A 15737-nucleotide genomic window follows, 5' to 3' on the forward strand; every position below is an offset into this window, starting at 1 on the left:
TTAATAGGGAGCCATCGGGGACTTCTGGAACGTAACGGACAGAGATGACGTTATTTCAGGGTAGTCACCGTGAATTGCAGCTCTCCAAGCCGAATAAGGCCCGTGAAGTCCGTTACACTGGGAAATACCCGGGAAATGTGCGAATAAGGTCATTACGGTCCGTTACGTGTTAAGGCAAGCAGTTACAGCAATAGCTACTGCGGCCAACTCGTTACGCGGCCCCTCACTCAGCCCCTCACTCGGCCCGATGCTCGCCTTGCCGAGGTCCCGCGCCTCACCCTACAGCTCGTCCGCCAAGCCAAGCAAGGCGATCCCCGCCAGCACGAGTACGATGACTGCATATTGCAACCGGCTGAGCCGTTCTTTAAGGAACAGGCGGGATAAAATCACCGAGAAGACGCTGTACGAAGCGATCAGCGGAGCCGCCACGATGGCGTTGCTGGCCATAGCGAATACGTAGAAGAACTGGCCGGCCGTCTCGAAGATCGCGGCAACGCCTTTGACGCGTTCTCTCCAGAGGTTGAACCGCTGTTTTTTGACCGCAACCAAGTAGATATAGACCACCGCAGCACACAGGAAAAACGTGAACTCGTAAGCCAGAAGTGCAGCATCTTCCCCAATCAGCTTCAGCTCGTCCAGATAAATGCCGTCGGCAAACGTGCCTAAGCCGTCAAGCAGACAGTACAGCAGCGGAAAGGTGATCGCCATCACGCCGATTTGATATTTGGCGTTAAGGTTCTCAGTCCCGGATTTCAGAGCCATTCGCTCTTCCTGCTTCTCCAGAATGGCCAGCCCTACAACGCCGAAGGTAATGATCGCTACCCCTGTAATGTCCATCCATCCGAGATCATGGGGGAAGAACAGATACAGCAGGATCGCTGTCACCGCCCCGGACGAGTTCTGTACCGGCGATGCGATGGAAAGCTCGATGTACCGGAGCCCGAAGTAGCCGATCGCCATCGATAAGATGTACAGCGCCGATACCGGCAAATAACGAATCATATCGATCGGATCAAAGGACAGCCCTTGGATCAACAGATAGGCTGTGCCGTGAATCCCCATCACCAGACCCACCATGACGACGATTTTCAGATGACTGAACGGGTCCCGGCTGTCGCTGCCTTTTTTATAGAACAGATCGGCACTCCCCCAAGCTAGAGACGTCAGTAGTGCAAATAGAAACCACATGTCTTTGCTCCTTCCATGAAAATAACAATCTTACTGATTATACAAACCAGCCTGCGGGGAGTGTCTATGAAAAAACTTACCGTGAGCCGGCCGCACCCCGTAAAAATGCAAACGCTCTCTACTTATGGTAAAATGCTACTAACATGAAATCATAGATTCGTTGAAAATAAAGGGGCAGGAGTGTCGCGGTATGAGAGGATATAACTTGTGGCGGCCGGTATTTTTGATCTTGATCGCGCTGCTGACCAACGGTTTGGTGACGAACCTTTGCATCTTGTTTGGAATGTCGACTGAAGCTGCCGGGAATATCGGATTCGTGGCGATGATGCTCGCCGCTTTGATCGTGTATACCCGATTTTCGAAGAACCGCCGCAAGTAATAGACAAAGAGACGCAGGATTTGCGTCTCTTTGTTGTTTGGAGCCATTCCTAATAGGTCAGACCATCAAGGCTTTGATGCCGTTAAACAACGGGATAATCGATTTGATGGCGTTATAGCCCATCTTCATCAGGGGCACGTATTTTTGCACTTTTTGCACCATTCCGAGAATGGCTGGCCGGCGGGGTCTTTCCAAAGGAGAGGTCTCCGTGTTTTGCTCCTGCGTTCCGCCGGAGTCTCCGTTTGATCCGCCAAAGCCAATTAACCCGGGTCTCCGCGGACGCCCTGGCCCTCCAGCGAAGCCATAGCCAAAGGGTCCGGGGCCGGGTCTTCCTGGAATTGCACTAAAGCCATAATAACCTCCGGGTCTTCCCCAACCTCCGTTAAAGCTTTCGCCATAGCTCAGTTCCCGGGGTCTACCCCAATTGCCGCCAGGGCCATATCCCATGGGCACGCCGCCTAAACCCCAGCCGACGCTGGGACGAATGCCCTCGACGAAGCGGGGATCCCTTGGGAAGCCACTGTCAAATGGCTGCTGGATGGCCGATGACCGTGCTTTTTTGCTGCGGGCTGCCGTTTTTTTCTTCGTTTTCTTCTTGCCGCGCGGGGGCACGGAGAGAAGCAGGCCGTTCGGATCCAGCCCGGCGATCCATCCGATATAAGAACGCCCGTCTTGCAATACCACGCGAACCGGCTGGCCCTTCAGCTGTTTCGCACGTTTGCGAATGTTTGCCGAACTTGCCATGCAAGGATCACCTCGGTGCTAAAATTTTTACGGTAGACGTTTTGCTCGATATATCTTACTTCCGAATTTGGTGCGCTGCCTGTGCTTGTTCCTCAGTTTTTGGCCCGTTTCGTGATATTTGCCGGCACCTGAATAAATTTTGGGCAACTTGGAAATTTAACTAATGAATAAAAAATTCGACCGAGGAGTTGGCCCGGAATGAAAACGTTAAACGCAATAGCGCTCGCACTACTGATTGTGGGCGGATTAAACTGGCTGTTGGTGGGGCTCTTTCAATATGACTTAGTGGCAGGCATTTTCGGCGGGCAAGATTCGACCATGTCGCGGATCATCTACACGCTCGTCGGCATTTGCGCCATCTATGCGTTTAAGTTCTTCAACGATGTCACGGACGATGAAGTCGCCAGATAAGCCGGGGAATCCGTGGAAGTATGCGGGAAGTCCGGGATGCGGGAGCATCCCGGCTATTTTTTTTTCGAAGACACATTGGTTTTAGGAAAAAGATAGGGCGCAAGGCCGCTCGCAATCACCCGATGCCCCCGATTGTTCGGATGAATCGGCAGCGTTCCGCCGAGGATGTCCTCCAATTGGCCTCCTCGGTACCCGTCGATCAGTTCAGCTTGCTTCCCTTCGAACCATTTGTGCGCCGGTGCGACTTTGGCGCCGTAAGCGGCGGCGATGCCATGGGTCGTCTGGTTCAGGCGGCCGATCCACTCGACGGCAAGTGAACTGCTCGGGAACGGGTTGTACTGCGTGCAGCATACGATCCGGGCGGAGCTGGTTTTGCGGATACGCTCCAGGATGGCGCTCAGATTCCGGCGGAATTGGAAGAGCAGCTCCATATTCGGAAACGGACCGCCATTCACAAGCGGCGTAATCGCCGAATTTGCCAAATCGACGCCGCCAATCCAGACCGATACGACAGAGGAGCTTCTAATCATGTCCGAGCCTTGCCACAGCACGGCGTCCAGCAGATTGCTGCTGGTCCAGCCGGACCGGGCTAATACATAACCCCGGATAGGCCGGGGGTTAGAGCGATTATAATCCGATACGATCAACTGAGGATAGGCCAGCCGCGGCGAGGAAGCGTTATCGCCATACGTAATGGAATCCCCAAGTGCGGTGTAAATCATCTCCAGGTCACCCACCTAAGATAGACTTTACAACTATAGTATTGCGAACAAGGTGGGGAGGTGCAGGTTATAAAAAAGGGCTGGCCCGATTCCATTCGGACCAGCCCTTAGGCATGATACCTGATAGATTTACCTGCGCGGCGCTAGCTGCTGCAACTCCACACGACCTTGCCGTGAGTGGCGTACCAGCTCCGCATAGTAGCCGCCGCGGGCCAGCAACGTTTCGTGCGTGCCCTGCTCGGCGATCCGACCGCTTTGGATCACGAGGATGCGGTCAGCGTGCTGGACGGTGGACAGCCGGTGCGCGATGACTAGCGTTGTCCGGCCAGCCGACACCACGCTTAAGGCATTCTGGATCAACAGCTCGGTTTGGGAATCCAGGTTCGCCGTCGCTTCATCGAGAATGAGGATTTTCGGACGGAAGACCAGGATCCGTGCGAAGGAGATCAACTGGCGCTCTCCGGCGGACAGTCCGCTGCCCCGATTGGACAACCGGGTGTCGTAGCCGTCCTTCAGCCGCGTGATCATGGGCTCTGCGCCGATGCGCCGGCAGGCTTCGATCACTTCTTCGCGGCTGATGTCTTCGCGGAAGAGGCGGACGTTGTCAATAATGGACCCGGCGAACAAGAACGGGTCCTGCTGCACCAGTCCGACGATGCGATGCAGCGAGGCTTGCGGCAGGCGGCGAATGTCCGTGCCGTCGATTTCGACGCTGCCATCGTCTACGTCATAGAACCGCGTCAGCAGGTTTACCAGGGAGCTCTTGCCTGCGCCGGTCGTGCCTACGATGCCGATGAACTCTCCTTCTCGCACATGAAGGTCGAGGCCATGCAGCACCTCCTGGCCTTCCGTGTATGAGAAGCGGATGTGATTGAAATCGATCCGCCCGCGAACCGCCTGGGCCGGCAACGTCTTGGCTTCCTCCGGCGCAGGGTCTTTCACCTCCGGCTCAGCGGAGAAGATTCGCCACAGGCGATCTACCGATACGATGGTGGACTGCAGCGTATTCCACTGCTGGGTAATCTGGTTGATCGGCTGAAAGAATTGGCGGATATAGCTGATGAAGGCGTACAGCACGCCAAATTCGATGCGATGGCCCAGCACCGCGAAGCCGCCGATCCAAACGACGAAGGCCACCGACAAATTGCCAAGCACATCAAAGGAACGGTTAAACAGGACCGTGGCCTGCACTTCCCGCAGATTCGCCTTCAAATAAGCGGTGTTCCGCTCCCCGAAGCGGGATGTTTGCTCCCCTTCTTGATGGAACGACTGAATCAAGCTCATCCCGCTCAGATTTTCGGCCGTAAACGCGATGAGCCGGGACAGCAGCGAGCGGGCCCGCTGATAGCTGGTGCGCAAATACTTGCGGAAGGCGATCGCAATGACCGTGATGATTGGAAAGAGAATTAAACAATATAAGGCCAGCTCGACATCTAGCGCAAACATAAAGACGACAACCAAGATGAGCGATAATCCGTCGCGGACCAGACTCAACAGCACCTGGGTAAAAAACTGGTTGATCGTCTCTGTATCACTTGACTCATTCGTGACGAGGCCGCCAGCCGAGTTGCGATCGAAGAAGGACATCGACTGCCTTGTGATCTGTTTAAACAGGTCTTTGCGCAGCAAGGCGACGATGCTTTGCCCGGCCCGTTGCAGCAGGTTTGCCTGCCAATAAGAGAACACGCCGCTCACCGCCTCAAGCGCGAGGTAGGCCAAAGCGAGGCCAAGCAGGATGCTTGGTCCGTGTACGCCAAACAGCACCTTCTCATCGATGGCATATTTGATCAGGAACGGCTGCAGCAAGTCAGCGGAAATGGCCAGAAATGCAAAGCCAAACACGGCGAGGAACGCTTTCCGGTGCGGTTTGGCATAGGCGAGCAGCGCCGCAAACGCCTTCCGCCGCTGCTCCGGAGTCACCTCGTATTTCCTGCGGGTATCGGCCGTTTCGGAATTAGTTGACATCGCGATCGTCTCCTTCCTGCAGGTGATGCAGGTCAGCGTACAAGCCCCCGGCTTGCAGCAGCTGCTCATGCGTTCCTTGCTCGGCAATCCGCCCGTCGTCCAGCACGAGAATGCGGTCGGCATGTTTCACCGCACTGATGCGGTGGGCGATGATCAGCGTTGTTTTTCCCTTACGGACTTCCTGCAGATTGGAGAGGATACGCGTCTCCGTTACGGAATCTACCGCACTGACGCTGTCGTCGAGCAGCAGGATCGGAGCGTCCTTGATCAGCCCTCGGGCCAAGCTGGTCCGCTGGCGCTGCCCGCCGGACAACGTCAAGCCGCGTTCGCCCAGCTCGGTATCAAACCGCTTCGGGAATTTTATAACGTTGTCATAGAGATCCGCCAGCCTTGAGGCATCCTCCACTTTGCGCAGCTCGGAGGTTCGGTCGAAGAAGGCGATGTTGTCGCGGAGCGTCGTGCTGAACAGGAAACCGTCCTGCGGCACGTAGGCAATCCGGGTACGCAGGCTCTCCAGCCTCAAGCTTCGGATATCGCGGCCGCCGATGAAGATCGTGCCGCGGGGAGGATCGTATACCCGCAGCAGCAGCTTGACGAGCGTCGTTTTACCGCTGCCGGTCCGGCCCACGATACCCAGCGTTTCTCCGGGGTTGAGCCGGAGATGAATGTCCTGCAGTGAGGCGCGGGCAGCGTCCGGATAGGTGAAGGTCAATCCGCGGATCTCGATGCTGAGGCTGCGCGGATCCTCCGGCAGCGGCAGGGCCCCGGTTTCATCGTAGATGTCCGGCTTCATAGACAGCAGGTGGTTCAGCCGGTCAAGTGAAGCACGCGCACGCTGCATGAAGTTAATCACGTTGCCGATGAGCCGAAGCGGGTTCATTATCATCCGCAGGTATAAGGTTAAGGCAACAAAATTGCCGAGCGACAGCTCGCCACGCGAGACGAGCAGGCCGCCGTAAGCGATGGCCACGGCCATGGAAACCGCGCCGGTAAACGGCAGCAGCACCTGAAATAGCGAGCTCATCCGGACCAGCGACAGCTGGCTGCTTAGGATGCGGTCCACGGTTTGCCCAAACCGGGCGCGGGCAATCTCTTCGGTCGCGAAGCTCTTCGTCACTTTGATGCCTTCAAATTGTTCTTCCGCGGCTTCCGTCATCGCTGCAAGCGACTCCTGCACCTTCCGCGAGTTATCGCGGATTTTGGGGCCGAATCCGCTTACGATAAACGGGATCGCAAGCAGCGGCAAAACACATACCACGATCAAAAGCGCCGGAATATCGCTGACTGTCATCATCGTAATGACGGAGATCAACAACACCGACGCATTGGTTAATTGGTTCAACCCGTTGGCGATCGACTCCCGCACGCCGGTGACGTCATTCATCACGTAGCTGAGCAGCTTGCCGATCCCGTGTTTCGAGAAGAACGCTTCGCTTAATTGAGTAAAATGCCGAAACAACTGGTTCCGGGCACGAAATTCGAACATTCGCCCCAGGCGATGATTCATGTACTGCCCGAATCCGAAGCACAGGCCATAAACGACGGCGATGGCAGCCAGAGTCAGCGCGTATCGGCCCACTCCGCTTCTCGTCAGCCCGCCTTGCTGGAGGTGATCCGTAAAATCCCCCAGGACCTTCGGGAAATACGAATACGTCACATTGGCGGCCGTCAGACATAGCGCAGCCGTCAAATACAGCGGAAAATGCGACTTCATGTGGCTAAGCAACAAGGTTTTTCCCCGCATCGGGCATCCCGTCCTTTCCCAGAAAAGGTTATTGTTATTCTTCGACCTCCTTGTATTCAGTCTCAGCTTTTTAATCATACTGCGAATTTCCAGATCCATCAAACCGTTGGACACGTTATTTTGTATATTTATGCATTGAAGATGCAGGTGTAGAGCGGGGAGGAAGAAGGTTAGGATAAAAGTAGGAGGCTATGCTACAATACGAAGGCAAATAACAAAGAAATAGCAGGAAGTTGTCAACAATCCCCCCTTTTCAAAGACATTCGATATGCTATGTTAGGTTCATATCCCCATGAATAAAGAAGGTCGTTTCCTATGAAAAGACTAAATGTTCCTTCCCGCTCGATTCGGGGGAAGATCTTGGTCTCTTTTTTTGTTTGCATCGTGATTCCAATCGTAACGATTTTTTATTACTACTATATGTCGTCGAGTCGTGTCGTCATGGACGAAGCCCGGCGCGGCAATGAAGAAGCGCTGCGTCAGGTGGTCGGCAATATGGACGATCTGAGTGAACGGGTGCTGAAGGCTTCCAACTTAATTATGAACGACCCGGAATTTAACGAATTTCTGGAGTCGGAGGCGGACTGGGAGACGAATTACATGTCCCTGCGACGTTATAACAACATTCAGCAAAAATTGGTTAATATTCGCGACATCCTGCTGGACAGCAATGCGATCATCGCGGTGATCGACGACCGGGGCTACGTGCATTCGACGGCTTACGGGCCCAATAACCGCAGTAGAGAGAAGGAGCTGCTCCATAAGCTAAGCGAAGAGTCGTGGACGGAATTAACGAGGGCGCGCAAAGGCTGGCCAGTTTGGCAATATCCGTATACCGGGGAAATCAGCAAGCTGACCGACTTAAACGAGCCTTATTTCACGATGAGCCGCCGGATCATTGGGAGGCAGCAAGAAGGGGAGGACCTGCTCATGATTGGGATTCCCGGCTCGGCCTTTTTTGGGAATCTTCCGGCGCAGACGAAGGGCGGCGGGAGCTTCTTGCTGACGGATGGGGAAGGCCGCCTGCTTGGCGGAGCCTCGCCGCTAAACGATGAACAAACGACAAAGCTGCTGGAAAAGATTCGAAGTGCCGACACGCGTCAGGCTCAAGAGGGAGCGGCTTCGTTTGGCGATTACTCTGTAAACCGCGAGGAAATCCCTCGGCTGGGTTGGCAGGTGATCCAGCTCATTCCGCAGACGCTGTACCAGCAGAGGCTGGGCGGCCTGCGCAACCAATCGATCCTCTGGCTGATGGGCGCCTCGATTCTGTTTTCCATCGTGTTCATTTACTTTATGATTCGCTTCACGAAGCCTTTGCAACAGTTAGTCCGCTCGATGAACAAGCTAGGCGATGGCGACCTGCAGGCCTATGTGGAAGTGAATGGAGACGACGAAATTGCGATCGTTGGCAAGCACTATAATCGAATGCTAACGCGATTACAGCAGTTAATTGATCGGCTGTCCAAGGAGCAGCAACGCAAGGAGGAAGCTCGGTTTCAGGCGCTACAAGCGCAAATCAACCCGCATTTCCTGTTCAACACGCTCAACTCCATTAAGTGGATGGCCGCTTTGTCCGGCGCAGAGCATGTGGGCAAAATGATTACCAATTTGGGCCGACTGCTGGAATATACGATGAAAACACAGCAAGAGGTTGTCACCCTGGAGGAGGAATTAACCTATCTGAAGGTGTACCTTGATCTGCAAAAAATTCGCTTCCATGATAATGTCCAGTTCGAGGTGGATGTGCCGGATGAGCTCAGGTCCAACGCGATTCTGAAATTCACCCTGCAGCCGATCGTCGAAAATGCCATCATCCATGGCGGGCGGACGCCGCTTGCCATCGGCATTCAAGGCGAGGAGACGGAGCAAGGATTAGTGCTGACGGTCTCCGACAACGGCGTAGGGATCGCTGAGGCGAAACTGAAAGAACTGTCCAGTCAGTTGAACCAGGACCATTCGAGATACAGCGGTATTGGCATCTATAACGTGAATGAACGTATCAAGCTGCACTTCGGACAAGACTTCGGCCTGGAAATGAGCAGCATGATTGGGGAAGGAACTCGCGTCAAGATCCGGCTTCCGCGGTTGGATCGCCAGGCTCTTGCGGATGAGAATCCCTTCTCCCGCGATGCGGATCGAAAGGAGAACGATTGATGATTAAAGTATTGATTGTCGATGATGAAATCCTCGTGCGTATCGGGTTAAAGACGATCATTCCTTGGGAAGACAATGGCTTTGAATTGATTGGGGAGGCCGCCAACGGGGAGGAAGCGCTAAGGCTGCTGAAAGACAATCCCTGCGACATCGTCCTGACTGATATCCGAATGCCCGGGTGTGACGGGCTGCAGCTGATGGAAGAGATCCGTAAGCTGTCGCCGCGAACGAAATGCTTGATTCTCTCCAACCACAACGATTTCGAATACGTCCAGAGGGCGTTGCGGCTTGGGGCGGCCGACTATATCCTCAAGCTAACGATGGAGCCCTCAGAATTAATGGATAAGCTCAACTCCATGAAGGAGATGATCCGCCAGGAAGCGGAGCAGTCGCTGGAGACTTCGCGATTGCAAGTCAAGGTCAGTAAATACAGCAGGGAAGCCAAGGAGAAGCGGCTGAGAGAACTCTTAATCAAACGGCAAGGCACGCGCGCCGAAGTGGAAGAAATGATGCAGGAGTTTGGCTTGCGTGCCTACGAGCCGCCGATTTACGTGATCAGCCTTCGGCTGGATCGGTATCCGAAGGTGCTGGAGGAGAACAATTTCCGCAGCGAGCACTTACTGCATTACACGGTTGCCAACATCCTCAGCGAGGTGTTCAAAAAATATTCCGATGGCGAACTGCTCGACATGGGAGACGGGCTGTTTACGATCCTGACCGACCGCTATCAGGAAGCGATGGTTCGGGAGATGCAGGATGCCGTGTCCACCTTCCTGAAGCTGTCAGCCAGCGTGGGGGTATCCAGTCCGTTTGAGGATATTCTGGACCTGCATCAAGCTTACGACCAAGCGGAGAAAGCCCTCGCATACCGTTTTTACGTCGGGACGGAAGCTTTGGTGTATTTTGACCGTATCCATTACGCCGAACCGGACGCCAGTTCAGCGCCGTGGCTTCAGGAGCAATGGGAGAAGTTGTTGGACATTCGCGACGAGGCAGCACTGTTGGATTATCTGGACCGGTGGTACCGTTCCGTTCTAGATGGTCCCAAATTGTCACCGGATGTCGAGCGGGAAAATTGGGTGCACTGGATCCATCTGATGGACGGCTTTGCCCGACGGCTTGGCGGGGACCTGTATTCGGCTCCGCTGCACGAGGAGATGTATCCGTATTCTGCCGTGCGCAGCCTGGAGACGTTGGAGGATATCTACTTGTGGTGCAGAGGCTGGCTGCCGATGTATCTCAATTATATTCGGTCGCTTTCCCATCAGCATGTCCGCCCGGAGATCCAGGTTGTTCTGGATGTCATCAGCAAGCAGTACAACCAGCCGCTGAAGGTATCAGAGCTGGCTAAGCTCGTCGGGTTTACGGAGAACTACCTGAGCATCCTGTTCAAGAAAGAGACCGGGCAAACGATCATGGACCATCTCACCCGAATCCGCATGGACCGGGCCCGGGAGCTGCTGAAGGACCAAACCTATAAAATCTATGAAATCTCCGAGATGGTCGGGTACGGGGATTCGAACTACTTCAGCAAGCAATTCAAGCGAATGGAGGGGGTGTATCCCCTCGAATTCCGCAGGTTGTATCTGGGGAAATAGATTCGATAAGAATTACCCTGTTTTGCCGAGGATTACGCCATGTTCTCCCCGGACAGGCTTTGTTACTTTATTCATAGCAAGAGAAACAATCCACAACCTGGGGGGACTTAGGAATGAAGCAATGGTTGAAAGGCGTTATGTCCTTGGCATTGGCAGCTACCATCGTAGTTACCGGTTGCTCCAATGGCAAGGAGAACGCAAATAGCAACACTGATGCAGGCGGCAATGGAGGCAGCAGCGGCGTCGTGAACTTGACTGTTTGGGGAGCGGTTCCAGAAGAGAATGGTCCGCAAACCGTCATCGACAAGTGGAACGCAGCTCATCCTGACATTCAAGTAAAATACGTGCGTTACATCAACGACGATTCCGGCAATACGAAGCTGGATACCGCACTGATGATGCAAAGCGACGCGCCTGACATTTTCTTCAGCTATGGGGAGAACAATCTGTTCCGCCGTGAAAATTCCGGTATGACAGCTCCGCTGGATGAGTTGATCAGCGCGCAAGGGTTTGACGTGGACGGCGTGATTGGCAGCGAAAACCTGCTGAAATACAATGATCAAATCCACTACCTGCCGGCTTATAAAAACATCGACTTCGTGGTGTTGAACAAATCAGCTTTGGATGAAATCGGCGAACCTGTACCAACGGACTGGACTTGGGACGATTTCGCTGACTTGGCCCTCAAGCTGAATAAGGACGGCCGTAAGGGCGCGTTTGTTACACCGGGTGCAGATTTGCTGATCGGCAAATTTACGCTGGTGTCCAGCCAACCGAAGGATTCCTTCTATAACGCGGAAGGCTTGTCGAACTTCAACAACCCGGCGATGAAGAAGGGCTTGGAAATTCAGAAGAAGCTGTATGATGAAGGCGCTATGGTGAGCTGGGGCGAAGGCATCGCCAACAAGCTGGATCCGGCAAACGAACTGCTGACGGGCAAGGCGGCGATGGTATACGGCGGCGCTTGGATGATGAGAAGCTTGAAGGATACGGACACTTGGCCGCGCGACTTCGCTGTAGCGTTCGCTCCGGCTCCGCAATACGAAAAAGGTACCAACGTCAACAACGGCGGCATGAACGATTTCATGTCCATCAATAACAACAGTGCCCATAAGGAAGAAGCGTTCCAATTCATCTCCTGGTATCTGCAAGAAGGCAATATGGACATGATTCCGGGCGGACGCATTCCGACGAACAAAACGGCCGATTTCGATCAAGTGACTCAGATGATCGTAGGCGACAAGCAGGACGTGATCGATCAGGAATCGTTGGGGAATGTGCTGAAGGCGAATTACACGTTTGCGGTTCGCGAGAAAGCGACGGCGTTCCCGCAAATCACCACGATCACTAAGGAAGAAGCGGAGAAATATTTCATGAATCAGCAATCGGTGGACGAGACGCTTAAAGCGATGCAAGAGCGCGCCGACAAAGTGATCCAATCCGAAAGCAAATAATTCATATCGCAAGACAAGACAAGGCAAGGAACCCCAACCGGGCTCCTTGTCTTTTTATATTTTAGGAGAGAATTCTTGACTTCCCCCTGCTATTTCTTTGGGCGCTCGTAAGTTCTTTGCGAAAGGAATCGGACGGAAAACGTCAAGTCCTGTCCATTCCGAGAGGGGGCGATTTTTCTTAGGATACGGTTATGAGAGAAGGGAGCTGAACCAACCGTGAAAAACGGAATCCGCAAAAACCGTTACAAGGATAATCTGGCGGGATATTTGTTTATTCTGCCGAATTTTTTGGGCGTCTTTATCTTCATCCTGTTTCCTCTATTGATCAGCTTAGCCATGGTGTTCATGGATTGGGACTATTTGCGAGGCTACGCCGGGATCGATTGGGTCGGGTTCGATAATTTTAAACAGTTGTTCCAGGACGAATATTTTTGGCAGTCGCTGAAAAATAACGTCATCTTCACCGGAGTCACCGTACCGGCGGCGATGATCGTCGGGTTGATTGTGGCGGTCTTCCTGAATTCATTCGTCTATATGAAGAATTTCCTGCGAGTGTTGTTTTTCCTTCCGTACGTCAGCAGCATTGTGGCAATTTCCGTCGTATGGAGCGTCATGTACAACCCGTCGGAAGGACCGATTAACCAGTTTCTGCGGGGGCTTGGCCTCCATAACGTCCCGGGGTGGCTGGCCAGCCAGCATTGGGCGTTGCCGGCAATCATCATCATGGTCGCTTGGACTTACACCGGCTATACGATGGTTTTGTACATGGCCGGGATTCAGGGCATCCCTAAAGATTTGTACGAAGCGGCTGAGGTGGATGGGGCCTCCAGAATAAGACAATTTTTCAGCATTACGATCCCGCGGCTAAAACCGACGAGCTTCATGATCGCCATCACCTTGATCATTTCCACGTTCCAGGTTTTTGCTGCCGTATCCGTTATGACCAAGGGCGGGCCGCTGAATTCCACGATGGTGTTGTCCTACTACATCTACATTCAGGCCTTCCAATATTATAAGGTCGGCTACGCGGCAACCGTATCTTGGGCGCTCTTCCTGATCATCTTGCTAATCACGTTGGTGCAATGGAAGGGTCAAAAAAGATGGCAGGACGAGTTCTAAACAGGAGGGGACGAAAGAAATGACATTACAACGCAAGCTCATGAAGTGGGTTTTCACGATCGTGTTTGCCGCGCTGGCGGTCTGCATGATCCTGCCGTTCTTATGGATGACTTCGTCATCGTTTAAGCTGCAATCGGAAATGTTCCAGACACCGATCGACTGGATTCCAAACACGTTCCATTTCGACAGCTATATCGAAGTGTGGGCCGGGAAATACCCGTTTGCCTTGTATTACTGGAACTCGATTAAAATTACAGCCATGACCGTGCTCGGAACGCTCGTGACCAGCGCTTTGGCCGGCTTTGCCTTCGCCAAGCTGGATTTCCGAGGTAAAGAAGTGATGTTCCTTCTTTACCTGTCGACGATGATCATTCCAACGCAAATTTTGCTCGTACCGCGATTCATTTTGTTTGACAAGCTGCATTTGGTGGACAGCCATTTGGCAATTATTCTGCCCGGCATGTTCTCTGTGCTTGGCACATTTATCATGAGGCAGTTCTTCAGTACCTTGCCGAACGAAATCTTGGAAGCGGCTAAGGTGGACGGCGCCGGTGTCTTCCGTACCTTCTGGCAAGTGTGTCTTCCTCTGACGAAACCGGCATTGGTCTCGTTGCTGATCCTTAGCTTCACCTGGCACTGGAACGAATACGAGGGACCATTGATTTTCCTGCGAACGAACGAGCTGTATACGCTGCCGCTGGCGCTGACGAACTTCGTGGACGAAAATACGACCAATTATACCGCGATCATGGCAGCTTCCGTTTCGGCTCTGCTGCCGCTGATTCTCCTGGTGGCGTTCTTTCAGCGCTGGTTCGTGGAGGGGATCGCCAGCTCGGCGGTCAAAGGCTGATTTAGGGCATATCGAAGCTGAAGCTTCAAGAAAGGGTGGTACTTTATGCATAGTATTTTAGAAGCGGATGTCGTTGTTGTTGGCGGCGGACCGGCGGGAATTAATGCCGCTTTGGCGGCGGGGCGGCAAGGGGCGCGAACCGTATTGGTCGAGCGCTACGGATTTCTTGGCGGCATGTCCACGATCGCGCTCGTCTATCCGTGGATGACGTTCCACACGATGGATGGCAAGCGGGTGATCGGCGGGATTGCTCAGGAGATCGTCGAACGGTTGGCGGCGCGAGGGGCTTCGCCCGGCCATGTCCGCGATACCTGCGGGTTCGTCCATACGGTGACGCCTTATCATCCGGAAGTGTACAAGCTGCTTGCGTTAGAGATGCTGCGGGAAGCCGGGGTCAAGGTGCTTGCCCATAGCTTCATGCACGAAGCGGTGAGCGAGACCGGAATTATTCGGGCGGTTCGTCTGGCGACCAAATCCGGGCCTGTAGAGTTGCGGGCCAAGCAGTTCGTTGATACGACGGGCGACGCCGACTTGGCCTTCTTTGCCGGTGTGCCGGTCCTGCAAGGCCGGGAGTCGGATGGCAAAACCCAGCCAATGACCATGAAATTCCGCATGAAGGGCGTAGATCTGCAGGCCGTTAAGCAGTACATGATCGAGCATCCGGACGAATTTTACCGTAAGACGCCGATTGACGAACTGGAGGAGCTTCCGTTGACGGCGGTGCAAGGCTTTTATAAGCACTGGAAGGAAGCCGGCCTGCCGATCAATCGCGATCAGGTGCTGTTCTTCACCGGTCCAGGCGAAGACGAAATCGTCGTGAACATGGTTCGCGTGCAAGGGCTGGACGGCACCGATGTGGAGCAATTGACCGAAGCGGAGGAGCTTGGGCGTCAGCAGGTCATGATGATCGCCGATTTCATGAAGCGGTGTCTCCCGGGCTTTGCCAAAGCCGAAATCACGCAGGTTGGTACGCAGATCGGCGTTCGGGAGACGCGCCGGGTCGTCGGCCGTTATGCACTGGCAATGGAGGATGTGGTAGAAGGACGCCGTTTCGAGGACGTGATCGCTCGCAGCGGGTATCCGATCGACATTCACGATCCGTCGGGCAAAGCGGTTCAAGCGGCTTGGATCAACGGAGACGGCGCCTACGACATCCCGTACCGCTGCTTGCTTCCAAAGGACATCGACAATCTTCTGATTGCGGGCCGTTGCATCTCTACAACGCATGAAGCGCTGGCTACAACCCGGTTGACGCCAAGCTGCATGGCAACCGGGCAAGCCGCAGGCACGGCCGCCGCAATGGCGGCAGCGCAGGGCATTTCGCCGGCAGAGGTGGATATCCGTTCGCTGCAGGAGACGTTAACCCAAAACGGGGCAATTTTGGTCTAGATCTAAGAGAGCCCGTCTTG

At 54.1% G+C, this 15737-nt stretch carries 13 protein-coding genes; 8 read left to right on the forward strand and 5 right to left on the reverse strand.

The window, feature by feature from the left end:
- Positions 1-279: 279 nt before the first annotated feature.
- Complete coding sequence (locus NSQ80_RS01725; RefSeq protein WP_260070102.1) at positions 280-1188, reverse strand: DMT family transporter; 909 nt, start codon at positions 1186-1188, stop codon at positions 280-282.
- A gap of 190 nt (positions 1189-1378) precedes the next feature.
- On the opposite strand from NSQ80_RS01725, the gene NSQ80_RS01730 reads away from it, so the two are divergent.
- Entirely contained in the window at positions 1379-1567 is a 189-nt protein-coding gene (locus NSQ80_RS01730; RefSeq protein ID WP_036644358.1) for a hypothetical protein, read from the forward strand.
- Positions 1568-1624: 57 nt separating this feature from the next.
- Here the strand turns inward: NSQ80_RS01730 and NSQ80_RS01735 are convergent, their stop codons facing one another.
- Entirely contained in the window at positions 1625-2311 is a 687-nt protein-coding gene (locus NSQ80_RS01735) for a hypothetical protein (RefSeq protein ID WP_339301089.1), read from the reverse strand.
- 198 nt (positions 2312-2509) lie between these two features.
- Here NSQ80_RS01735 and NSQ80_RS01740 point away from each other — a divergent pair, with 198 nt between their 5' ends.
- Positions 2510-2722, forward strand: coding sequence for a DUF378 domain-containing protein (locus NSQ80_RS01740; protein ID WP_009223806.1), 213 nt, complete (start codon positions 2510-2512; stop codon positions 2720-2722).
- Positions 2723-2775: 53 nt separating this feature from the next.
- Here the strand turns inward: NSQ80_RS01740 and NSQ80_RS01745 are convergent, their stop codons facing one another.
- The 3 genes from NSQ80_RS01745 to NSQ80_RS01755 all read right to left on the reverse strand — a co-directional run bounded on the left by NSQ80_RS01745 (position 2776) and on the right by NSQ80_RS01755 (position 7153).
- Positions 2776-3444: an SGNH/GDSL hydrolase family protein gene (locus NSQ80_RS01745; protein WP_036644361.1), complete on the reverse strand. Its 669-nt coding sequence runs from the start codon at positions 3442-3444 to the stop codon at positions 2776-2778.
- Between the two features lie 129 nt (positions 3445-3573).
- Positions 3574-5409 (reverse strand): ABC transporter ATP-binding protein, encoded by a 1836-nt coding sequence (locus NSQ80_RS01750; protein WP_339301092.1) that lies wholly within the window; start codon positions 5407-5409, stop codon positions 3574-3576.
- The gene (locus NSQ80_RS01755) at positions 5399-7153 is read right to left on the reverse strand and encodes an ABC transporter ATP-binding protein (protein WP_260070097.1); all 1755 of its coding nucleotides are present in this window, start codon (positions 7151-7153) and stop codon (positions 5399-5401) included. Before NSQ80_RS01755 ends, NSQ80_RS01750 begins: the two co-directional genes overlap by 11 nt.
- A gap of 315 nt (positions 7154-7468) precedes the next feature.
- Between NSQ80_RS01755 and NSQ80_RS01760 the strand changes: the two genes are divergently transcribed.
- The 6 genes from NSQ80_RS01760 (at position 7469) to NSQ80_RS01785 (ending at position 15717) form a co-directional block, all read left to right on the forward strand.
- The gene (locus NSQ80_RS01760; RefSeq protein ID WP_339301094.1) at positions 7469-9307 is read left to right on the forward strand and encodes a sensor histidine kinase; all 1839 of its coding nucleotides are present in this window, start codon (positions 7469-7471) and stop codon (positions 9305-9307) included.
- Complete coding sequence (locus NSQ80_RS01765) at positions 9307-10905, forward strand: response regulator (protein ID WP_036644364.1); 1599 nt, start codon at positions 9307-9309, stop codon at positions 10903-10905. Before NSQ80_RS01760 ends, NSQ80_RS01765 begins: the two co-directional genes overlap by 1 nt.
- A 113-nt stretch (positions 10906-11018) precedes the next feature.
- Positions 11019-12359 (forward strand): extracellular solute-binding protein, encoded by a 1341-nt coding sequence (locus NSQ80_RS01770; RefSeq protein ID WP_339301097.1) that lies wholly within the window; start codon positions 11019-11021, stop codon positions 12357-12359.
- Positions 12360-12575: 216 nt separating this feature from the next.
- The gene (locus tag NSQ80_RS01775; RefSeq protein ID WP_009223813.1) at positions 12576-13478 is read left to right on the forward strand and encodes a sugar ABC transporter permease; all 903 of its coding nucleotides are present in this window, start codon (positions 12576-12578) and stop codon (positions 13476-13478) included.
- A 19-nt stretch (positions 13479-13497) separates the two neighbouring features.
- A complete protein-coding gene (locus NSQ80_RS01780) occupies positions 13498-14328 on the forward strand; it encodes a carbohydrate ABC transporter permease (RefSeq protein WP_009223814.1) in 831 nt (276 codons plus the stop codon).
- Positions 14329-14373: 45 nt separating this feature from the next.
- The gene (locus NSQ80_RS01785) at positions 14374-15717 is read left to right on the forward strand and encodes an FAD-dependent oxidoreductase (RefSeq protein ID WP_009223815.1); all 1344 of its coding nucleotides are present in this window, start codon (positions 14374-14376) and stop codon (positions 15715-15717) included.
- The last annotated feature ends 20 nt before the right edge of the window (positions 15718-15737 follow it).

The sequence above is a fragment of the Paenibacillus sp. FSL K6-2441 genome, from assembly GCF_037964765.1.
Lineage (GTDB): Bacteria > Bacillota > Bacilli > Paenibacillales > Paenibacillaceae > Fontibacillus > Fontibacillus phoenicis.

Bases quoted from the DNA above. Each gene is read 5' to 3' on its own strand.
- NSQ80_RS01725 (WP_260070102.1), bottom strand. From the start codon at position 1,188: ATGTGGTTTCTATTTGCACTACTGACGTCTCTAGCTTGGGGGAGTGCC.
- NSQ80_RS01730 (WP_036644358.1), top strand. From the start codon at position 1,379: ATGAGAGGATATAACTTGTGGCGGCCGGTATTTTTGATCTTGATCGCG.
- NSQ80_RS01735 (WP_339301089.1), bottom strand. From the start codon at position 2,311: ATGGCAAGTTCGGCAAACATTCGCAAACGTGCGAAACAGCTGAAGGGC.
- NSQ80_RS01740 (WP_009223806.1), top strand. From the start codon at position 2,510: ATGAAAACGTTAAACGCAATAGCGCTCGCACTACTGATTGTGGGCGGA.
- NSQ80_RS01745 (WP_036644361.1), bottom strand. From the start codon at position 3,444: ATGATTTACACCGCACTTGGGGATTCCATTACGTATGGCGATAACGCT.
- NSQ80_RS01750 (WP_339301092.1), bottom strand. From the start codon at position 5,409: ATGTCAACTAATTCCGAAACGGCCGATACCCGCAGGAAATACGAGGTG.
- NSQ80_RS01755 (WP_260070097.1), bottom strand. From the start codon at position 7,153: ATGCGGGGAAAAACCTTGTTGCTTAGCCACATGAAGTCGCATTTTCCG.
- NSQ80_RS01760 (WP_339301094.1), top strand. From the start codon at position 7,469: ATGAAAAGACTAAATGTTCCTTCCCGCTCGATTCGGGGGAAGATCTTG.
- NSQ80_RS01765 (WP_036644364.1), top strand. From the start codon at position 9,307: ATGATTAAAGTATTGATTGTCGATGATGAAATCCTCGTGCGTATCGGG.
- NSQ80_RS01770 (WP_339301097.1), top strand. From the start codon at position 11,019: ATGAAGCAATGGTTGAAAGGCGTTATGTCCTTGGCATTGGCAGCTACC.
- NSQ80_RS01780 (WP_009223814.1), top strand. From the start codon at position 13,498: ATGACATTACAACGCAAGCTCATGAAGTGGGTTTTCACGATCGTGTTT.
- NSQ80_RS01785 (WP_009223815.1), top strand. From the start codon at position 14,374: ATGCATAGTATTTTAGAAGCGGATGTCGTTGTTGTTGGCGGCGGACCG.